The 19,441-nt window shown below is 60.0% G+C and carries 16 protein-coding genes and 1 pseudogene; 8 read left to right on the top strand and 9 right to left on the bottom strand.

Annotated features, from left to right (window positions below; genetic code table 11):
* Positions 1-35: 35 nt before the first annotated feature.
* The 4 genes from QRN20_RS01850 to QRN20_RS01835 all read right to left on the bottom strand — a co-directional run bounded on the left by QRN20_RS01850 (position 36) and on the right by QRN20_RS01835 (position 4,370).
* A complete protein-coding gene (locus tag QRN20_RS01850) occupies positions 36-800 on the bottom strand; it encodes an SDR family oxidoreductase (RefSeq protein WP_029242666.1) in 765 nt (254 codons plus the stop codon).
* Positions 801-810: 10 nt separating this feature from the next.
* Complete coding sequence (locus tag QRN20_RS01845) at positions 811-2,322, bottom strand: sugar ABC transporter ATP-binding protein (protein WP_285359954.1); 1,512 nt, start codon at positions 2,320-2,322, stop codon at positions 811-813.
* 54 nt (positions 2,323-2,376) lie between these two features.
* Positions 2,377-3,309, bottom strand: a complete 933-nt coding sequence (locus QRN20_RS01840; protein WP_004882246.1) for a sugar ABC transporter substrate-binding protein — start codon at positions 3,307-3,309, stop codon at positions 2,377-2,379.
* A gap of 65 nt (positions 3,310-3,374) precedes the next feature.
* Complete coding sequence (locus QRN20_RS01835; RefSeq protein WP_502942012.1) at positions 3,375-4,370, bottom strand: ABC transporter permease; 996 nt, start codon at positions 4,368-4,370, stop codon at positions 3,375-3,377.
* A gap of 275 nt (positions 4,371-4,645) precedes the next feature.
* On the opposite strand from QRN20_RS01835, the gene QRN20_RS01830 reads away from it, so the two are divergent.
* From QRN20_RS01830 to QRN20_RS01800, 7 genes are all read left to right on the top strand, one after another.
* On the top strand, positions 4,646-5,482 hold the full coding sequence (locus QRN20_RS01830; RefSeq protein ID WP_122614150.1) for a transketolase: 837 nt from the start codon (positions 4,646-4,648) through the stop codon (positions 5,480-5,482).
* The gene (locus QRN20_RS01825) at positions 5,472-6,428 is read left to right on the top strand and encodes a transketolase family protein (protein WP_088235235.1); all 957 of its coding nucleotides are present in this window, start codon (positions 5,472-5,474) and stop codon (positions 6,426-6,428) included. Before QRN20_RS01830 ends, QRN20_RS01825 begins: the two co-directional genes overlap by 11 nt.
* Before the next feature lie 58 nt (positions 6,429-6,486).
* Positions 6,487-7,962, top strand: coding sequence for an FGGY family carbohydrate kinase (locus QRN20_RS01820; protein WP_285359953.1), 1,476 nt, complete (start codon positions 6,487-6,489; stop codon positions 7,960-7,962).
* Positions 7,963-8,064: 102 nt separating this feature from the next.
* Positions 8,065-8,490 carry an HPF/RaiA family ribosome-associated protein gene (locus tag QRN20_RS01815; RefSeq protein WP_122614132.1) on the top strand — a complete coding sequence of 142 codons (426 nt, stop codon included), beginning with the start codon at positions 8,065-8,067 and terminating at the stop codon, positions 8,488-8,490.
* Positions 8,491-8,499: 9 nt separating this feature from the next.
* Entirely contained in the window at positions 8,500-9,027 is a 528-nt protein-coding gene (locus QRN20_RS01810; RefSeq protein WP_285359952.1) for a hypothetical protein, read from the top strand.
* Positions 8,942-9,676 (top strand): baeRF3 domain-containing protein, encoded by a 735-nt coding sequence (locus QRN20_RS01805; RefSeq protein WP_285359951.1) that lies wholly within the window; start codon positions 8,942-8,944, stop codon positions 9,674-9,676. Before QRN20_RS01810 ends, QRN20_RS01805 begins: the two co-directional genes overlap by 86 nt.
* Before the next feature lie 82 nt (positions 9,677-9,758).
* Positions 9,759-10,037, top strand: a complete 279-nt coding sequence (locus tag QRN20_RS01800; RefSeq protein ID WP_004882265.1) for a hypothetical protein — start codon at positions 9,759-9,761, stop codon at positions 10,035-10,037.
* Between the two features lie 32 nt (positions 10,038-10,069).
* On the opposite strand, the gene QRN20_RS01795 is transcribed toward QRN20_RS01800, so the two are convergent.
* The 5 genes and pseudogenes from QRN20_RS01795 to QRN20_RS26725 form a co-directional block, all read right to left on the bottom strand.
* Positions 10,070-11,671, bottom strand: a complete 1,602-nt coding sequence (locus tag QRN20_RS01795) for a rhamnogalacturonan lyase B N-terminal domain-containing protein (RefSeq protein WP_122412124.1) — start codon at positions 11,669-11,671, stop codon at positions 10,070-10,072.
* A 30-nt stretch (positions 11,672-11,701) separates the two neighbouring features.
* Positions 11,702-12,919, bottom strand: a complete 1,218-nt coding sequence (locus tag QRN20_RS01790) for a pectate lyase family protein (protein WP_240341994.1) — start codon at positions 12,917-12,919, stop codon at positions 11,702-11,704.
* Positions 12,920-13,043: 124 nt separating this feature from the next.
* Positions 13,044-14,231: an MFS transporter gene (locus tag QRN20_RS01785; RefSeq protein ID WP_004882270.1), complete on the bottom strand. Its 1,188-nt coding sequence runs from the start codon at positions 14,229-14,231 to the stop codon at positions 13,044-13,046.
* A gap of 136 nt (positions 14,232-14,367) precedes the next feature.
* The gene (locus QRN20_RS26730; RefSeq protein WP_413817793.1) at positions 14,368-15,132 is read right to left on the bottom strand and encodes a methyl-accepting chemotaxis protein; all 765 of its coding nucleotides are present in this window, start codon (positions 15,130-15,132) and stop codon (positions 14,368-14,370) included.
* Positions 15,133-15,222: 90 nt separating this feature from the next.
* Positions 15,223-16,257 (bottom strand): annotated as a pseudogene (locus QRN20_RS26725) (HAMP domain-containing protein); the annotation flags it as partial.
* A 721-nt stretch (positions 16,258-16,978) separates the two neighbouring features.
* On the opposite strand from QRN20_RS26725, the gene QRN20_RS01775 reads away from it, so the two are divergent.
* Entirely contained in the window at positions 16,979-19,426 is a 2,448-nt protein-coding gene (locus QRN20_RS01775) for a TonB-dependent receptor plug domain-containing protein (protein WP_285359949.1), read from the top strand.
* Positions 19,427-19,441 lie beyond the last annotated feature (15 nt).

Below are 19,441 nucleotides of genomic sequence, written 5' to 3'. Positions count from 1 at the left end.
ATTCGGTTCGGGATGCCTGTTTCACGCGCCGCGGCTCACCAGCAGACGAATCCACCGTCCACGACCAGGTCGATGCCGGTGCAGAAAGACGCCGCCTGACTGGAGAGAAAGATGGCAGGCCCGACCATTTCATCGACCGTGGCCATGCGGCCCAGCGGCGTTGTTTCCTCGAAAATCTTCACCTGATCGGCGACCTCGGGCCGTGTATTCATGGGCGTGGCGGTATAGCCGGGGCTGATGCTGTTGACCCGCACACCGCGCTGCGCCCATTCCATCGCCAGGCTTTTGGACAGGTGGATAACCCCCGCTTTGGAAGTGTTGTAATGAGCCTGCAACAGGCCACGGTTGACGATGATCCCGGACATCGAGGCAATGTTGATGATCGACCCGCGCTGGCGCGGCAGCATCACACGAGCCTGCGCCTGACAGCTGAGCATGATGCCGGTCAGATTGACGTCGAGCATCTGCTGCCAGCGGCTCAACTCCAGTGTTTCCGCAGGCTGGGCGTTGGCGATCCCGGCGGCGTTGACCGCCAGGCTGAGCGCACCCAGGTCCTGTTCGGTGCGGGCAACTGCCGCTTCCAGCTCCTCGGGCGAGGTCACCGAGCCTTCCAGTGCCAGGGCTTTGCGGCCATGACGCTGAATGCCTTCTATAGTGCTGGACATGTCCCGACTGCCGGGGAGGTCGAAGCACGCGACGTTGGCGCCGGCTTCAGCCAGCCCGATCGCGATGGCCTGACCGATGCCGCTTCCGGCACCGGTGACGAAGGCGGTTTGTCCACTCAAATCAAACAGACGCATAAATCGGCTCCTAGGCTGTCGCCAGTTCCATCACTGCCACAGGCGTGGCGTTCTCTTTGTCCAGAATGCCCATCTGGCGGCCCCGGCTCATGACCATGACCCGGCTGGCCAGACCCAGCACCTCATCCAGGTCGGAACTCACCACAATCACGGCCATGCCGTTGGCGGCCAGTTCGGCGATCACCTCATAGATTGCCGCACGGGCACCGACGTCGATGCCTCGGGTCGGCTCATCGAGAATGAACACCTTGGGGTTACGGGCGAGCCACTTCGCGATGATCACTTTCTGCTGATTGCCGCCGGACAGGCAGGAAATCGTCTGTTCCGGCAGGCCTTTGACGCCCATCCGCGAGACGGCCCTCTGCGCGAATTCCCTCAAGCCGGACGGAGAAATCCATCCCTGGCCCGGGAGCAGGTCGGTATTGCCATAGATCAGGTTTTCTTCGATGGCGTGATCCACCACCACGCCTTGCTGCTTGCGATCTTCCGGCACCAGAACGATGCCGGCCTGAATTGCTTCGTGCGGTGACTTGAAGTGCTGAGGATGATTGTCAAGGATCAGTGTGCCGGTGATGTGCTCGGCAGCACCCGCGATGGCCCGAACCAGCTCGGTCCTGCCAGCCCCGACAACACCTGCGATACCAAACACCTCACCTTTGTAGACCGAGAAGTCTATATCGTGAAATTCCATTTCCCGGCACTTGAGGTCTTTGACCGTCAGCACGACCTCTGACTGGGCCGGTTTCATCACCGGGAAGATCCGGTCGACACTTCGGCCGACCATTTCCGCCACCAATTGCCGGACCGGTACCTGCGCGGTTGCATGGACGGCAACCTGCCGACCATCGCGCAAGACCAGTATCCGGTCTGCCACTCTGGCAATTTCTTCCATTCGGTGGCTGATATAGATGAACGACACACCTTCGGCTTTCAGCCGGTCGACCTGGGCGAAGAGCTTTTCGGTTTCCTCACCGCCCAGTGCCGCGGTAGGCTCGTCGAGAATCAGCAGACTGGCCTTGAGGGTCAGTGCCTTGGCGATCTCGACCAGTTGCTGTGCCGCCACGCTCAGACCCGCAACCTTGCGGGTCGCCGAAACCTTCAGCCCTAGACGATCCAGCTGCTTTTGCGCTTCGGCTTCCATGAAGGCTCTGTCGACACGCCCGAAGCGAGTCGGCAGACGCCCCACGAACATGTTTTCGGCAATCGACAGTTCCGGCAACAGCCGGATTTCCTGATGGATGAGCCCGATACCTGAATCCAGCGCAGCACCGGGAGAGGCGGGCGCATAGGCTTCGCCTTGCCAGGTCATCGAACCGCCAGCCTCGGGCGGAACGAGACCGGCGATGATCGAAGACAGCGTGGATTTGCCCGCACCGTTCTCGCCGAGCAAGGCAAGCACTTCGCCCGGGTAGATATCGACGTCGATGTCAGCAAGCACCTCGATGGCCGCGTACTTCTTGCCGATATTGCGCAGGCTGAGCCTTGGTGCAGGCTGCGATTGATCTATTGCGGTGGCAGACATGGGCTCTCCCGGGCAGTGACTGGATGGTTCGGCACCTTGAGAGGTGCTGGCCAATCAAGGATGGTTGGCGATGAAAGGCGCCACGTTTTCCTTGGTCGTCAGAATCGCTTCCTGCAACTGTTCCTTGGGCACGGTCTTTCCTTCCTTCAGTGCGATGGCGGAGTCCAGCGCCAGACGGCCCATCTTCTGCGCCTGCTGGGTCATGGTGGCCGACAGCGTGCCATTGGCGACCGCCTTGAGGCCCGCAACATCACCGTCGAAGCCCACGATAGTCACCGGCTGCTCCAGATTGGCGACCTTGACCGCTTGGGCCGCGCCCAATGCCATGGCGTCGGCTCTGCCGAAGAACACGGTAATGTTCGGGTCGCGCTGGAGCATGTCCTGAGCGACGGCGAAACCACGGTCCTGTGCCCATTCGGCCGGTTGCTCGGCGACGACTTTCAGGTCGGGGAATTTCTTGAGGCCTTCGGAGAAGCCTTTGGCGCGATCGTTTTCAGGCGAGGTGCCGATCTGCCCCTGAAGAATGGCAACCCGGCCTTTGCCGCCGGTTACCTTGCCGACGTATTCGGCCAGCGTACGGGCGGCTGCGACGCTGTCGCTGGCGATGAAGGTGTCACCCGGCGCGTCGGGCGCGTTGCGATCCACCGCGATGACCGGGATACCCGCAGCCTTGGCCGCCTTGACCGGAACCCCGGCGGCGGTGGCGCCTGCCGGAATATAGATGAGGGCGTCGATCTTGCGCGTGATCAGGTCCTGAACCTGGCTCACCTGCGTGGCCGAGTTGCCTTGAGCATCGACCGTAATGACCTTGATGCCTTTTTCCTTGCCAGCGGCCTCGACCGACTGTTTGATCTGATTGAAAAAGTCAGCCTGCAGGTTGGCGACAGCCAGGCCGACGGTGAGGTTTTCAGCCCAGGCCTGGCCCGTTGTGGCAAGGGTGACAGCCGCGAACAGACTGCCCAGCAACAGCTTTTTTGGCGCGAACATAGCGGTTCTCCATTGTTTTTGTTGTGTACTGCGGTCAGGGAACAGAAATCGCAAAGCATTCAAAATCAACGTTGGTTGGCGCGGCGGCGCAGCGTGTCCAGCGTCACCGCCAAGGCGATCACTACGCCTATCACCACCTGTTGGACGAACGGCGAGACGCCCAGCAGGTTCAGGCCGTTGCGCAGCACACCGATGATCAGCACACCAACCAGCGTGCCGCCGATGCTGCCGACACCGCCACTGAGACTGGCGCCGCCAATGACCACGGCTGCGATGGCATCGAGCTCCAGCGTCAGCCCGGCACTCGGTTGCGACGAATCAAGCCGTGCGGCCATGGCCACAGCCGCAAGCCCGGCCAGTGCACCGCTCAACGCATAAATCCACAGGGTGATTTTCTTGACCTTGATGCCTGACAGGCGCGCCACTTCAGCGCTGCCGCCAATCGCATACAGACTGCGGCCACCTGCCCGAAAGCGCAGGTAGACCCAGGCCACGGCCAGCATCACCAGAAACAGCGCGACGGTTGCGGACAGAAAACCAAAGTGACGCTGGGTGGCTAGGGTGGTGAACCAGTCGGGAAAACCGACGATCTGGCGTCCGTCGGTGAGGATATTCGCCATTCCGCGCGCAACCGACATCATGGTCAGCGTCGCAATGAAGGCGGGCAGCCGGGCCTTGGCGATCAGCGTTCCGGAGATCAGGCCACAGACCATGCCGCCCAGGATGGCCAGCGGTATGGCAAAGCCCATCGGTACGCCTACATCCTGATAAAGCCAGCCCAGCAACATCATGGAAAACGCCAGCACCGATCCGACCGATAGGTCGATCCCGCCGATGACGATCACCGCCGTCATGCCGATGGCAAGAATGCCCAGCACAGTGACCTGGTCGAGGATGTTGAGGGCGTTGCGGACCGAGAAGAAATATTCGGAAGTGAACGAAAACGCCAGGATCAAAAGCGCAAGCCCGATCAGCGGACCGCCTACGTTCTGAGGCAGGCGCAGTGCCAGGCGGGTGAGGGGTTTGGGTGGGATCGAGCCAATCGGGGCTTTTGCGTCCACGGGCTTCTCCTGGGTTTTGTTGTTGTTATTTGGCACGCCGGAATAATTATTCGTACGTGATTTTTAAATCAGACTCCTGCTGTGGCTCTTGGATGTCAAGTGCTTTCTTCGCTTTGAGGATGTGCGGCAGGTCGACCCAAAGGTCGACAGAAGGGATTGACGACGGAACGGATTAGGCTCTAAATACAAATATATTCTCATACATGAATAATTATTCGAGAATGACGCAGCCTCGATTTTCCGGTTTGCGTCCAGGTCACAACCAGGGGATCGAGATGAATCCATTCCGCTATGACGTACCGCAAATTCGCGCAACTGCCCAGGCGATCCGGCGCAGGATCATCAAGCTGAACGCCGAGTCGCCAGCCGGGGGACACACCGGGGCCGACCTGTCCGAGACCGATATCCTGGCGACGCTGTATTTCCGGTTGCTCAACGTGTCGCCCGCAACGTTCAGCGATCCGGACCGCGATATTTATATCCAGAGCAAGGGTCACGGTGTCGGCGGTCTTTACTGCTGCCTGGCAGAAGCGGGGTATTTCCCTGCCGAGTGGCTGGAGACCTACCAGCACTTTGACTCACACCTGCCGGGGCATCCGGTGCGCCAGAAAACTCCAGGCATCGAATTGAACACTGGCGCTCTGGGGCACGGTTTGCCTGTGGCCTGCGGCATTGCCATTGCCGCCAAGAAGTCCGGCAGCCGCAAGCATGTGTTCGTACTGACTGGCGATGGCGAGCTGGGTGAAGGCTCCAACTGGGAGGCGGCATTGACGGCTGCGAAGTACCAACTGGATAACCTGATCGTGATCGTCGACCACAACCAGTTGCAACTCGCCGGTCGAACTGCAGAGATTCTTCCCCTGGAGCCTTTGCCGGACAAATGGCGTGCCTTTGGTTTTCAGGTCAGCGAGTGCGATGGCAATGACGTCGCCCAGTTGGTCCAGACGCTGGAAGCCATGCTGCAGCAGTCCGGAGGCCCCAAGGTCCTGATTGCAAACACGGTGAAAGGCAAGGGCGTTTCGTTCATCGAGGACAAGCCCGAGTGGCATCACCGTGTACCCAAGGGTGACGAAATAGAAGCCGCATTGAAGGAGCTTGATCATGTCCACTGAACACACTGTAGCGCCAGAAGCGCATCTGGCTTCGGTCATGGTCGAGGCGTTCATCAATGCCGTGGATAACGGTGTCGACCTGATCCCGGTAGTCAGCGATTCGACATCGACCGCAAAGATCGGCCCCTTCATGAAGCGCTTTCCTGATCGTCTGGTAAACGTAGGCATTGCCGAGCAGACACTGGTGGGTGTTGCCGCAGGTCTGGGGCTGTCAGGAAAGGTCGCCGTCACCTGCAATGCCGCGCCGTTTCTGATTTCCCGTGCCAATGAACAGGTGAAGGTGGACGTCTGCTACAACCGCTCGAACGTCAAGATGTTCGGCCTCAACGCAGGCACCAGCTACGGACCGCTCGCGAGCACCCACCACAGCATCGATGACATCTCGGTCATGCGTGGTTTCGGTAACGTGCAGATTTTTGCGCCAGCGGACGGCGAGGAATGCCGGCAGATCGTCGATTACGCCATTGGCTATGACGGCCCGGTTTACATCCGGTTGGACGGCAAGGCACTGCCTGCTTTGCATAAGGCCGATTACCGATTCGTGCCTGGCCAGGTCGATATCTTGAAAACGGGACACGACGTCAGCATTGTCGCGCTGGGTTCGGTCGTTCACGAAGCCGTTGACGCAGCGGTTCGTCTCGAAGAACTGGGGATCAGCGCGCAGGTCATTAATCTGTCCTCCATCCGCCCGCTACAGCGTGATGCCTTGCTCCAGGCCTTGTGCGCCACTCGCGCCGTGGTCTCGGTGGAAGAGCACAACGTCAATGGCGGTGCCGGCAGCATCGTGGCAGAAGTACTGGCTGAAGCGGGACTGGGCATTGCGCTGGTTCGGCTGGGCATTCAGGACGGCGAATACGCCTCGGCCGGTGGCCGTTCGCCGACACGTGCCAGGCATCAGATCGATGCGGCCGGGATTGTTGCGGCGGCGACGGCGCTGTTGCAATAAGCTGAACGGCTTGTCCGCTCATCAAGACACAAACAACAATAACAACAGGAAGCACGCGATGGCCTCCCTCGATCCCCTGATTCTGGCGCTGGACGAAGGCACCACCAATGCCAAGGCGATCCTTATCGATCGCAGCGGCAAAGTGGTTGCTCGCTCGTCGCAGCCACTGAGCGTTTCTCATCCCCGGCCCGGTTATGCGGAGCAGGATCCCACCGCGATCTGGCACGCCATGCTCGCGGCCATCGAACACTGCATCGCCCAGACCACGGCGCCGCTTGCCGCCATCGCCATAAGCAACCAGCGCGAGTCGGTTCTGGCCTGGGACAGAGAAACCGGCCAGCCCGTTTCGCCGCTTGTGAGCTGGCAATGTCGCCGCTCCGATGACTTCTGCGAGCAACTGGCCCGGCAAGGCCACGCCGAACTGATCCGCTCAACCAGCGGGCTGGCCCTGGACCCGATGTTCTCAGCAGGAAAGATGCGCTGGATTCTCGATCAGTTGCCGGATGGACAGGCGAGGGCGGTGAACGGTGAGGTATGCCTGGGCACCGTGGACAGTTGGCTGCTCTGGCAGTTGACCGGTGGCAAGGTCTTCGCCACGGACGCTTCCAATGCAGCGCGCACGCAGCTGATGGACCTGCGTACCTGCAAGTGGAGCGCTGCGTTGACGGAGGTTTTCAATATTCCGCTGGCGGCATTGCCTGACATCCGCCCGAGCACGGGCCTGTTTGGTGAGACAACAGCGCATGGGTCGCTTCCTGCAGGTATCGCGATCATGTCGATGATCGGGGACTCCCATGCGGCGCTCTTCGGTCAGGGCGGATTTACGCCGGGCCTGGTGAAAGCCACGCTGGGCACGGGCTCGTCGCTCATGACGCCCATGGCCCGACAGGTGGGCTCAAGTGCAGGTCTGGCCACAACCGTTGCCTGGCACACCGAGGCGCCAACGTATGCGCTGGAAGGGAACATCGTGCATACCGGCGGTGCAGTGAGCTGGGCCGCACGCTTGCTGGGTGCGGCGGACGACATTGACGCACTGGCGGCCGAGGCGGCAGCGTTGCCGGATAACGGCGGTGTGTATTTCGTTCCGGCGCTCGGCGGCCTGGGTGCGCCTCACTGGAACTCGCAGGCTCGCGGGCTGATTTGCGGACTGACTGAAGCCTCCAGCCGGGCACACATTCTGCGCGCCACTCTGGAAGCCATTGCCTACCAGATTCGCGATGTTTTCGACGCGATGGAACAGGACAGTCCCGACCCGCTGGGCGAACTCTGGGTCGATGGCGGCGCCACGCGCAACGAGTGGCTGATGCAATTTCAGGCGGACCTGTTGCAACGCCCGGTTATCCGCAGCCTGTCTCCTGAGGTCTCCGCCATCGGCGCAGCGCATCTCGCAGGTTTCGCGCTTCGCTGGTGGCCGGATGAAGACGCGCTGGCAAGCCTTGAACGTCCTCGTCAGCGCTACGAGCCCAGGCGCAATGCAGTGCCTGAACTCTATGAACACTGGCAGCAGGCGTTGAAGCGCACCATCATGTCCTGAGCACTGCCGACTTACCGGTTATCCATTTTCAGGAACCGATCGGCTGCCTGATATTTCTACTGGCACAGGCGCAGTGGGGCGCCGGTGTCGGAGGATAATCACATGCAAGTACAGGTGGACAGTAATCACATCGAAGGCAGCGCAGAGCTGCAGGAGTGGGTCGGCAGCACAGTCGGTGACGAACTGGAGCGCTATAGCGATCTGCTGACCCGGATCGAGATTCACGTAGGCGACGTCAACGCACAGAAAGCCGGAGCCCAGGACAAGCGCTGCCAGATAGAGGCGCGACCCAAGGGGCATACGCCGCTTTCCGTCACCCACGAGGCGGACAGTCTGGATCTGGCTGTTGCTGGCGCTTCGCGCAAAATGAGCCATGCGCTGGAACACCTTGTGGGCAAGCTGTCTACGAAAGTCGAGTCAACCGGGCATCTGACCGCTCCGGTTGTGCATGAGGACTCGGCCGCCGAGATCGATGCCATGCTGGAAGACGAGTTCCTCGCGAAACAGTCTCGTCTTGCCAAAGACTAGGAGGTCGTCATGGTTCAGATTCAACCCTTTACCCGGCAGACCCTCGACACGCTTCTGGAATTGGCGGGCCGTCCCAATCTCAGTGTGTACATGCCAACGCATCGAACCTTTCCGCAGCGTAATCAGGATCCGATTCGGCTGAAGAATCTGATCAAGGAGCTGGAAACCCTGCTGGAGCGGCACTACCCGCAGATAGCCAAGCAGGCATTGATCACCCCGTTCCAGGCGCTGATCGACGATCAGACTTTCTGGAACGCCTGCCCTGAAGGCATCGCAATTTTTGGCGGCCTTGAACATTTCATGGTGGTGGGCCTGCACAAGGCGGTGGCTGAAACCGCCGTGGTCAACAGCCATCCCTACCTGAAACCCCTGTTGCGGCTAGCGCCGATGACCGACCCGCTATCAGGCCCTTTGTCTGTCGCGCGACAGCGTGCGCGTCTACGAAGGATCGATGCAGAGCCTGCAGGAAATCAGTCTACCGGAGGCGGTACCGACGAATCAGATCGAGGCGTTGGGCGACGACCTGACCCCTCGTGATCAGCGAGGTCATCCGGACGGCTTCAGCGGTGGTGGAGAACGTGGCGATCCGATGATGCATGAGTCGGGGGGCAGCGGTAAGCAGGAGGAAATCAACCTCGACCGGGAACGGTTTTTCCGCATCGTCGACCGCAAGATCACCGAACACTGTTCGTGTGTCTCGAAACTGCCGCTTGTTTTGGTAGCACTGCCTGAAAATCAGGCGGTATTCAGGGCGCAAAGTCGCAACCCGTTTTTGCTGCCCGAGGGCGTCGAGCAGGATACCGCAACCCTTACGGCGGCGCAGTTGACGGCCGCTTGTGGAGAACTCATCGGCGTGCGACACGATGACAGGCTCAACGAGGCCTTGGGGCGTTACGAAAGAGCCGTGGGACAGCGGCTGAACGCAAACGAATTGCCGGACATCGCCCGGGCCGCCACCGAGGGCAGGGTGGCCCTGCTGCTGGTCGAAGCCGAACGCACGGTGAATGGCGTGATGGACGGGATGAGTGGCGAACTTGCGATTCGGAGCGACGACGATCCCAGTGCGGATGACGTGCTGGACGAGATGATTCTGGCCGTCATGCAGCATGGCGGGGAGGTCATCGTCCTCCCGCCTGAGCGCTCGATGCCCAGTGAGACGGGCGCTGCGGCTGTTTATCGCTACTGACCTTCAACGGACCGCGGGTTCGTGGCCCGTGGTCCCTATTTTCACTTCCCGGCCGATAAAAACAGGCTCAGGAGGCGCAACCATGACCAGAAACGACAAGCAGATGGAACTCAAGGCATGGCACCTGTTACTGGAAGACGATACCTATCGCCTGGATCTTCCCGACGACTTTTATCAGACCCTTATCCGTCGGGCGGACGAGTTGGTACTGCGCGAGGTGATCACCCTGCAGGAATGGCAGCGCTTGAAAGACACTGCCGATGCCGTTTATGAAAAAACACTACAGAGTCTATCGACCCTGCAACGTGATCGTCTGGACACCGTTTCGATTGATCTGTGTATCTCATCGGAGAAGCCATGAACGATCAAGGCAAGCGCTTGCGGTTACTGGTTTTATTCAACCAGTTGCACGCTGTCATAGACAAAGCCCGGACTCAGAAAGCCCGTGCCGGACTTGCCGGAGGCAACGCCGATCTCCAACGAGTTTGAACCCGCGTGCAGCGCAGACGCCGGAATGTCGAATTCGAACGGGACGTTGTTGCCACGCCAGGTTCCACGGGTGATCCCACGGCTGTCGGGCTGCACCGACGCAGCAGGCACCGGCGCATGCCAGCTGCCGTTGACACTCAGTTGCGGACGTCCGCCAGCCTGAGCCAGTGATATGAGCACACGCAGCCGATAATCGTGCAGTTCGTTGGCGCCCAGCACAAAGTCGATCCGGGTCGGACTGTTGATGTCGCGCCATTGTGCGGCAGGGAAGTCGGCAAGGGTGCTTGTTCCGACCGTGTACTTCCCAGTGGTCCAGGGTGCCATCCGCGCGTCGGACGGATGAGCCGATGGCAGAAGTCCCGCGTTACGAAAGCCTGCGGGCGTTCCATCGGGCAGGCCAATCTGCCATTTCACTCGGCCCGAAGGCGGCTCGGCGTGCAAACTGGTTTGTGTGACGCGGCCAGCTGAAACGTCTACCGTGCTGTGTGCGATGTCCAGTTCGTTCTGGTAAAGCGTCAATCGATAGCGGCCCGGACGAACATCGGCCAAACGGAAATCACCTGTTGTGGAGGTTCGAGCCCAATACTCTGCCGTGTCATTACTCAGGCCGACCACAAGTGACGTGCCTTGGACAGCTCCCCAGGCATGGCCTGACACCGAACCTAGCTCAGCGCTGCTCAGAAACCCTTCAAGCCCCAGCGTGTCGTTCAGAAAATCCAGGTTGGTCAGTACGGCCGACGGTGCTTCTCCCTGGGTAAACAGCAGACCATACGCCCCGTGCAGACCGCCCCGGTAAGCTTCGGTCTGGGTATGGTTGGAAAACATGTAGTTGTACAACTCGTGAGTCTTTACGGTTTTCTGGGTAGCGATGTCCTTGAAAAACGGACCTCCCGAACTGAGCTCGCGATTGCCCATAAGCATATAAACAGTCACACCGGGGCCTTTCACGCCATGAATGGGGTCATCAATCATGGGCTGCGCCGAATAGAACTTGGAACTGGTGCGTCCGTCCGGCAGCAAGAACACATCCTTGCCTTCAATCGCTGTGCCGACGCTGGAATCGGTTCCGTGATCGGCCTTGGGCAGCTTGTCGACATCGAGGCGCGCAACAAATCGCAACTCGCCAACCGGCAGCAAGGTGGGTGCATACGTCGCCATGTAAATGGCATCGCGACCTTTCACCGCCATGTAGTACTGCGTCAGGTCGCCCGCGTGGGCGCTGATCACGATTACATCGCCGACGGTCCTGACATCCACCTGCGCCGCGCCCAGGCCTGATGCAATCTGCGACGCTTTGGGCTCGCGGGTCTGTAATTCCTGACCCCGGTAGCGCATGGAAACCAGATCGCCGTTGCGCTCGTCCACGCTGAAGACCAACTGACTACCGGTGTCCACGACAATCCGCGGCGAGGTTCGAACGAACCCGAAGGATGCGCTCTGTGCCTCGCCGACAAGACCGATCAGACAGCAAAAAGCGCTGCACAGCATCCAGATCAAACGTTGCATCAGGCGTACTCTCGGCATTTGGAATGGGGATCAGTCCTTGCCCGCACCGGCGTGCAGAGGCACTTGCGCCAATGCCCTCTCGGCAGGCAAGGGCGTCACGAGGTATTGACGGTAGGGCGCGAACGCTTCAAGCACCGCGTCGTCTTGCGGGCGATAGTCGTCGCCGCTCAGTTGTTGCAGATTGGTGACGCACGCTCTGCCAAGGGTGCGCTGGCATTCGTCATCGACAGACGCAGCGGCAGCCGTCGAGAACAGGGCAAACCCGGTGCCCGGCTGCTGGGTATCGTTGAACATCGGGTGTGTCACACTTTCGAAGCCGTTCGCTTCGACCAGCAATTGCGAGGAGGGCGTGCGCGACATGATTGCGCCCTGATAGGTCATGCGAGCAAACACGTTGTTGACCAACTGAGCGATGACCGCAGCATCGTGCATGCCCCCCGCATGTGGCGCGCGGCCTGAGGTGTCATGCACGTAATTTCGGGCCAGCGTCAACGTGTCATGGCTGCCGAGGAACAGCCACACCCAGTAATGATGGCCGTCGCAGGTCGAGGACCAGGGCGTACGGCCGTCGAATTCGTTATCGGAAATCGTCACATGGGACGCCGCGCCGAAACCGGTCACGATCATCTGCCTGCCGATACGCGCGAACGTGTTGTGGTTGATCCAGACGCCGTCTGCGTCGTCGATGGTCAGCGCATCACCGCCCCAGACCACCTGCGCATTGATGTCGGACAAGGTCAGGTTACGAACGATAACGTTGTGGACACCGCTACCGATGAACAGGCCCATCCCCTGAATGCCTGCCTGTTTTCCCAATCCTTCCAACGTCTTGTTTGAACCGATCTTCAAACGCTGCAACCCGGCGTTGTCATAGGTCACGGAGGCAGGCGGCCTGGACTGGCAGAAGTTGTTTGCCCCGTTGAGCGCCAGTTGCGATCCACCCTTGGGACAGGCCTTGACCATGCAGCCGGTCTCCGTGGTGGTAGCACTGCCGTTTGCCACAACGCTGCCACGAAAATCGAACGTGTGGTCCAGCACTACTACGCGTGGTGTGGCGTCTGTGCAATGACCACGATGATCGTACATGCTGCACAACGCCTGCTTGAGTTCATCAAGCGTCGCAGGATGCACAGCGGCAGCACTTCCGCCCCCCGTGACATCTTTTGCAAAACCGTCGGGATGCTCGGCAGCCTGCAACAGCGAAGGTGTGACGAGAACGGCGCAACACAAGGCCATACCCTGCAGCATCGATCTACGCAAAAGAATGTCCTCACAGGCAGCAAACGAATCGTTGAAGGCCGATCATCCGACATTCAACGATTCGCTGGCGTGTAGATCGACGCTTCTTAAGCTGCTGTTCAGCCGCCCGTGTCTATTCACCACCCTTCATGCGTCGCGCCATCAGGTAGATACCCAGGCCCGCCAGCGCACAGCCCGCGCCGATATAACCCGTGCTGGTCCAGCCAAGCCCCGCGGTGATCGCCATGCCGCCGAACCAAGGACCCAATGCATTGGCCAGGTTGAACGCAGCATGGTTGGAGGCGGCAGCGAGACTCGGCGCTTCGTGGGCGATATCCATCAGGCGAATCTGCAGCGGTGCGGCCAGCGCGACCATGGTGCCGACCAGCGCGATGCCGAGCAGTACGCCCCACAGCGAACCGGCGGCGAACGGGAAGAACAGCAGGACCGCCATCGACCAGATCAGCAGCACGCCAACAGCCTTGAACTGCATGCGGTCGAACAGCTTGCCACCTGCGACGTTGCCGATGATGCCGCCCACACCGAAGGCCGCCAGCCCGAAAGGAATCCACTGTGGTGAGACGCGCGTCACTTCGAGCATGGTCGGTGCCAGATAGCTGAACACGCAGAACATCCCGGCAAAGCCTACGGCACCGATGGCCAGCGCCATCCACACCTGCGGCTTGGTGAAAGCACCCAGTTCCTTGCGCGGATCGCTGCGCGGCTCGTCATGACGGTCCGGTACGAATTGCCAGACCAGTGCGATGGTGCAGAGGGCAATCAGGCCCACCAGCGCGAACGCCGAACGCCAGCCGAAGAACTGGCCAAGAAACGTTGCGATCGGATTGCCCAGCAACATCGCCAGGGTCAGTCCCATCATCACCCGCGCCACCGCGCCGGCACGCTGATTGTCCGGCACCATGCTCGACGCCACCACCGCAGCGATACCGAAGTAGGCTCCGTGAGGCAGGCCGCTGATGAAACGAAAGGCCACCAGACTGCCAAAGGTCGGCGTGAAGGCCGTGGCCACGTTGCCAATCGCGTAGAGCGCCATCAGCAACAACAGCATGTGTTTGCGCAACAGTTTGGCGCCGAGGATCGTCAGCAGCGGGGCGCCCACCATCACGCCAAGCGCGTAGGCACTGATGGCATGACCGACCTGAGGTTCGCTCAGGTGCAGATTATTGGCGATGTCAGGCATCAGGCCCATGATTGCGAACTCGCCCGTACCGATGGCGAAGCTGCCTACGGCCATGGCCGCTTCCATTTTGCCAGCGGCGCGCGCGGGCAGAACGTGCCCGTTTTTTTGCTGAATCGACATGCGTCGCTCCGTTTTTAAGGATTACCAAACCAAAAACGCCGATGGCATGCGCGCATCGGCGAAGGGTTCTAGAACAGCGATTGCCGAGAGAGTTCCGGCCAAGTCAGCGGCGCATTGCGAAAGGCGCGGTTCGATGTCAGATGCGGAAGCTTCCCACAAGTTGTGTCAGACGGGCCGACTGTCGTTCCAGATCAGTACAGGCGCGCAGCGTTGCGTTGAGGTTTTCCACGCCTTCCTGGTTCAGGGTATTGATCTGGGTGATGTCAACGTTGATGGCTTCCACCACTGAGGTCTGTTCTTCGGTCGCTGTGGCCACCGATTGGTTCATGCCGTCGATTTCACCGATGCGCACACTGACGCTCTCAAGACTGGCAACGGCCTGATTGGCGATGCCGACCGTCTCGATGCTTTCACGCTGGCTGTCGGTCATGATTGCAACCGCTTCCCGAGCGCCGGACTGCAATTGCTCGATCATTTCCTGCACCTGACTGGCAGACTCCTGGGTGCGATGGGCCAGGCTGCGCACTTCATCTGCGACCACGGCAAAGCCTCGTCCTGCCTCGCCGGCGCGCGCGGCTTCAATTGCGGCGTTCAGGGCCAGCAGATTGGTCTGTTGAGAGATGCCGGTGATCACGTCCAGAATCTGACCGATGTTGGCCGTTTTCGTGTTGAGTGCTTCTATCTCGTCACTGGCGCCACTGATCCGCGACGACAGGCGGTTCATTGCAGCGATGTTCTTGCCCACCACTTCCTGTCCATTGGAGGCGAGGGTACGGGCATCGCTCGAATGGCCCGAGGCCCGTGCGGCATTCTGAGCGATTTCCTGGGCGGCCGCGCCCAGTTCGTTAATGGCCGCCGCCACGCTGTTGGTGCGATTGGCTTGCTGATCGGAGTTGAGCATGGAGGAGTTCGATGCGCTCACGACCCTCAGTGCGACTTCGTTGAGCTGGGTTGTGGAAGACGCGACCTCACGCATGGAGTCGTGAATACGCTCCACAAACAGATTGAAACCATTGCCCAGGTAGCCGAACTCGTCCTGGCTCTGAATGACCAGACGCTTGGTCAGATCGCCTTCGCCTGCGGCGATATCATGCATGGCACGGCCCATCAGATTCAGCGGGCGCATCAGCACACTCAGCAGCATCCCGAGAAGGCCGATGATCAGCACCACAGCGACGACCGTGGCCACGATTGCCGAGTTTCGGAACTCGCTCAGCGCAGCATAGGCTTTGCTTTTGTCCATCGCCACGCCGACATACCAGTCGACCGAGGGCAGCCCGTTCACGTGGGCAAACGTCAGAATCTGGTTCTTGCCGGCGAATTCGCTTTCACTGAGTTCCTGCGACAGTCCGGGTGTGCTGATCGGATAGACTTCAGCCAGCGTTTTCATGGCCAGTGAAGCGTCAGGGTGGACCAGAATGCGACCATTGGCATCGACCAGAAATGCGTAGCCATCGTTGTGCAGGCGCAGCGAACTGATCATTTTTACCAGAGTTTCCAGGCTCAAATCTCCACCGACGACGCCTGACACTCCCGACGCGGATTTGACAGGTGTTGCAATGGTGACGATCAGGCCCTTGGTGACCGCATCGAGATAGGGCTCGGTGAGCGTCGTCTTGCCCGCTGCGATGGCGCCGGTGTACCAGGGCCGGGTTCTGGGATCATAGTCACCCGGCATATCGTCAGGAGGCTGGGTGCTGAAAGAACCGTCTTTCTTGCCCACGTAAATGCTCATGAATGTAGAAAGCAGAGTCGGCTGGCCAAGGGCAATATTCTGCGCCTCGCTCGATTGAGGAACGGCTGCATTCTCCGCGAGATTTTCCACCAGCAGGATCCGCCCTGAAAGCCAGTTGCGGATGTTGCCCGCCGTGCTGTCACCTGTCTGGTTCAGGTTTTCTTTCAATTGCGCGCGCAGAGCATTGCGTTGCAGGTAGTCGTTGTAAAACGTGAACGATGTGAACGCCGCGATGACGATGAGGGAGGCAGCCAACAGAATCTTGTGGCTGAATTTCAGGGTTCTGGTCATGCGAATACGAGCCTTTGAAGTGTCTAGCGCGGTGGTTTTATGTTGCCGGGGCACTTCGGCGCTTATCGGCGGCTACCCTGATTAATAAATGCCGCTCGTCATATAGCTGTCCCGGAACCGACACATGACGCACATCTGTTACTCGCGATCGGCCGTTGTAACCGCCTTCCGATACCCAAGACAAATGCAGAAAATATAATATTAATATGCATATATGATGAATATTAATAATATTAGCTTATGCATAAATAGAATTATATTTTCAGTATTCATTCCGTTATGTTGCAGTTCTACGGCCTACCCCTTACCCCGGATGGTACCAATCGCGATCAAGAATCTGCGCACCATGCCGCAGAACGCAGCCACGGCCAACCGCCAAAAACTGCGCGGCATGACAGGGTGATCACCGCTGATCCCTGTAGCAGAGTCGTTGGAAGGGAGTTCGACGTATGTTGCTTTTCCACCCTCGTCATTCGCTGTTCATGTTCAGCGCTACCAGTCCTGTGCGTCCTGCCCCCATCTTGCTGTTTTCCGGCGCTCCGCCTCCTGCATAGCTTCGACGGCTGAGCACCTCAGGCTGTCGTGCGCGTTGCGCGTGTACGCGGCAAAGGACGTCCTCCACCAAGCAACTTTATAGAGAGCGCTGTTCAGGTGACGGCGCAAGTACCCGACCGCGCGAGCTGGAAGCATGGCCGATGATGACGGCCATTCTGGAGTGGACATGAAACGAGTCATACAACACGCCCGAAGCCGGGTCTCGCTCATAGGGTTCAGCCCCTTGGCCGTCGCCATCGGCGGCGCACTGCTGTCAGACGGTAGTCAGGCCCAAGGTGCGCCCGCCAGCGAAAACAGCACGCTGTCGGCGGTCGTCGTGACCGGCAATCGCGGCGCCGGGCAACGCACGGTGACCAGCAGCGCAGTGCCCATAGATGTGGTCAGTGCCCGGCAATTGCAGAGCACCGGCAAGCCCGGATTGATGGAAGCCTTGAGCGCGGTGATTCCGTCGCTGACCCTGCCGGAAAAAACCGGCTGGGACGCCAGTGGCATTGCCCGCGCGCCGAACCTGCGCGGGTTGAGTGCCGCCGAAGTGCTGGTATTGGTCAATGGCAAGCGCCGCCACACCAGCGCCACCCTGAACATCAACGGGATCAACACCGGCGCTGCGCCTGCCGATCTGGACTTCATTCCTATCAGCGCCATCGACCATGTCGAAGTGCTGCGCGATGGCGCTGCGGCCCAATACGGCTCGGACGCTATCGCCGGGGTGATCAATGTGATTTTAAAGGCCGACACCAGCGGAACGTCGGTAACCAACGCCGGTATCGGCTATGACGGCAAAAAACAGACCGTTCAGCAGAGCCTGAACAAGGGCTTCGAGATCGGCGAGGGTGGCATCGTGCAACTGGCACTGGACGCCCGCAGCCAGAACGATGACAACAAGGCGTCCTCCAACGGTTACACCGAACAGCAGGCACTTGGCCAGGCGGGCAAGAGCACCTACGGCGGCTATGGCACACCCAAGACCAACCTGCTGACCCTGGGCTACAACGCCGAACTGCCAGTCGATGACAGCCTGAGCCTGTATTCCTTCACCACCTATTCGCACCGCAAGGGCGAACAGGGACAGAATTTTCGTCTGCCGACCATCACCAATACCATTACGACCGGCCCGAACGGTTATCCCGCCGGCTATGCGCCGACCTGGTACATCGAAGAGGACGATTTTCAGGCGGCATTTGGCGGCAAGGGAACCCTGGGTGAGTGGGACTGGGACCTGTCCAGCACCTATGGCCGTAACGAGGCGGAGCAGGGCACTTGGCACAACCAGAATCCCTCATTGGGCGAGGCGACGCCCAACAGCTTCACCTCAGGCACCTGGATTGCCAGCGAGCTGACCACCAATCTGGATTTCAAGCGCGGTTTCGACATCGGCCTGCAGAAACCGCTGGACCTGTCCTACGGCTTCGAGCATCGGCGCGAGACTTATGAGGTGCAAGAGGGCGACTGGGCTTCCTACGCCGACGGCGGTTATTGCGTTGCGCCAGGCAATTGCGCGTCGTCGGGGGCGCAGGTCACCAATGGCATTTCCCCTGACGAAGCCAGCAGCACCTCGCGCAATAGCGTCGCCGGTTATGTCGACGCGGGATTCAATCCGTTGCCTGAGTGGTATCTGGGCACGGCGCTGCGGTACGAGCATTACAACCAGGGCGTCGGTGGTACACGCAGCGGCAAGCTCACCACCCGCTATGATTTCACCCCGCAATTTGCCGTGCGCGCCACGGTAAGCAACGGATTTCGTGCGCCGTCGCTGGCCAACAGCCTGTTCAGCGCTCGCTCGACCACTTACGGCATCGTCGACGGCACTTACCAGTCGATCAACTACGGCGTTCTGCCCGTCGGATCGGGCGCAGCAAAAGCCCTCGGCGCACAGTACCTCAAGCCCGAGCGGTCCACCAACTTCAGCCTGGGTTTCACCCTGGCGCCGACAGAGCGCCTGAGCCTGACGGCCGATGCCTACGTGATCAACCTGCGTGATCGCATCACCCTGACCGGAACCTTGCTGGGTGATGAAGTGACCCAGGTGCTGCTCAACAACGGCATCAACTCAACCTCCGGCGGCCAGTATTTCATCAACGGCGCCGACACCCGCACCAAAGGCGTGGATCTGGTCGGCAACTACCGTCAGGACCTCGGCCGGTACGGCTCTTTGAAGTGGACGGCTGCCTTCAACTGGAATCAGACGCAGATTCTCAACTACAAGGAGTCCACGTCGATCCTGGGCACCTCCTACGAGTTGATGGACCGTGAGGCGCGCAACCTGATTACGGGCGTTCAGCCCAAGACCAAGTTGATTCTGGGCGGCGACTGGCGCGTCGAACGCTTCAACCTGAATCTGGCCCTGACACGCTATGGCGCCTACAAGGAGGTCAACGCCTCCAGCGACCGCTCGCTGGACCGTGTCTATGCCGCCAAATGGATCACCGACCTGGACCTGGGCTACGACCTCACCAAAACCCTGAACGTGGCCATCGGTGCCAAGAACCTGTTCGACATCTATCCCAAAAAGCAGGGTGTGCCCAGCAGCACCATGGTCAGCAGTTACGGCACCTATTCGCCCTTCGGCTTCACGGGTGGTTACTACTACACCCGCCTGAGCTATGCGTTCTGAATCGCCCCAGACCCA

This window comes from Pseudomonas sp. fls2-241-TYG-175 (assembly GCF_030209155.1).
In the GTDB taxonomy this organism is placed as follows: domain Bacteria; phylum Pseudomonadota; class Gammaproteobacteria; order Pseudomonadales; family Pseudomonadaceae; genus Aquipseudomonas; species Aquipseudomonas viridiflava.
Note: the sequence above shows the minus strand (reverse complement) of the source record. Positions and strands in the feature narration are given on the sequence as shown.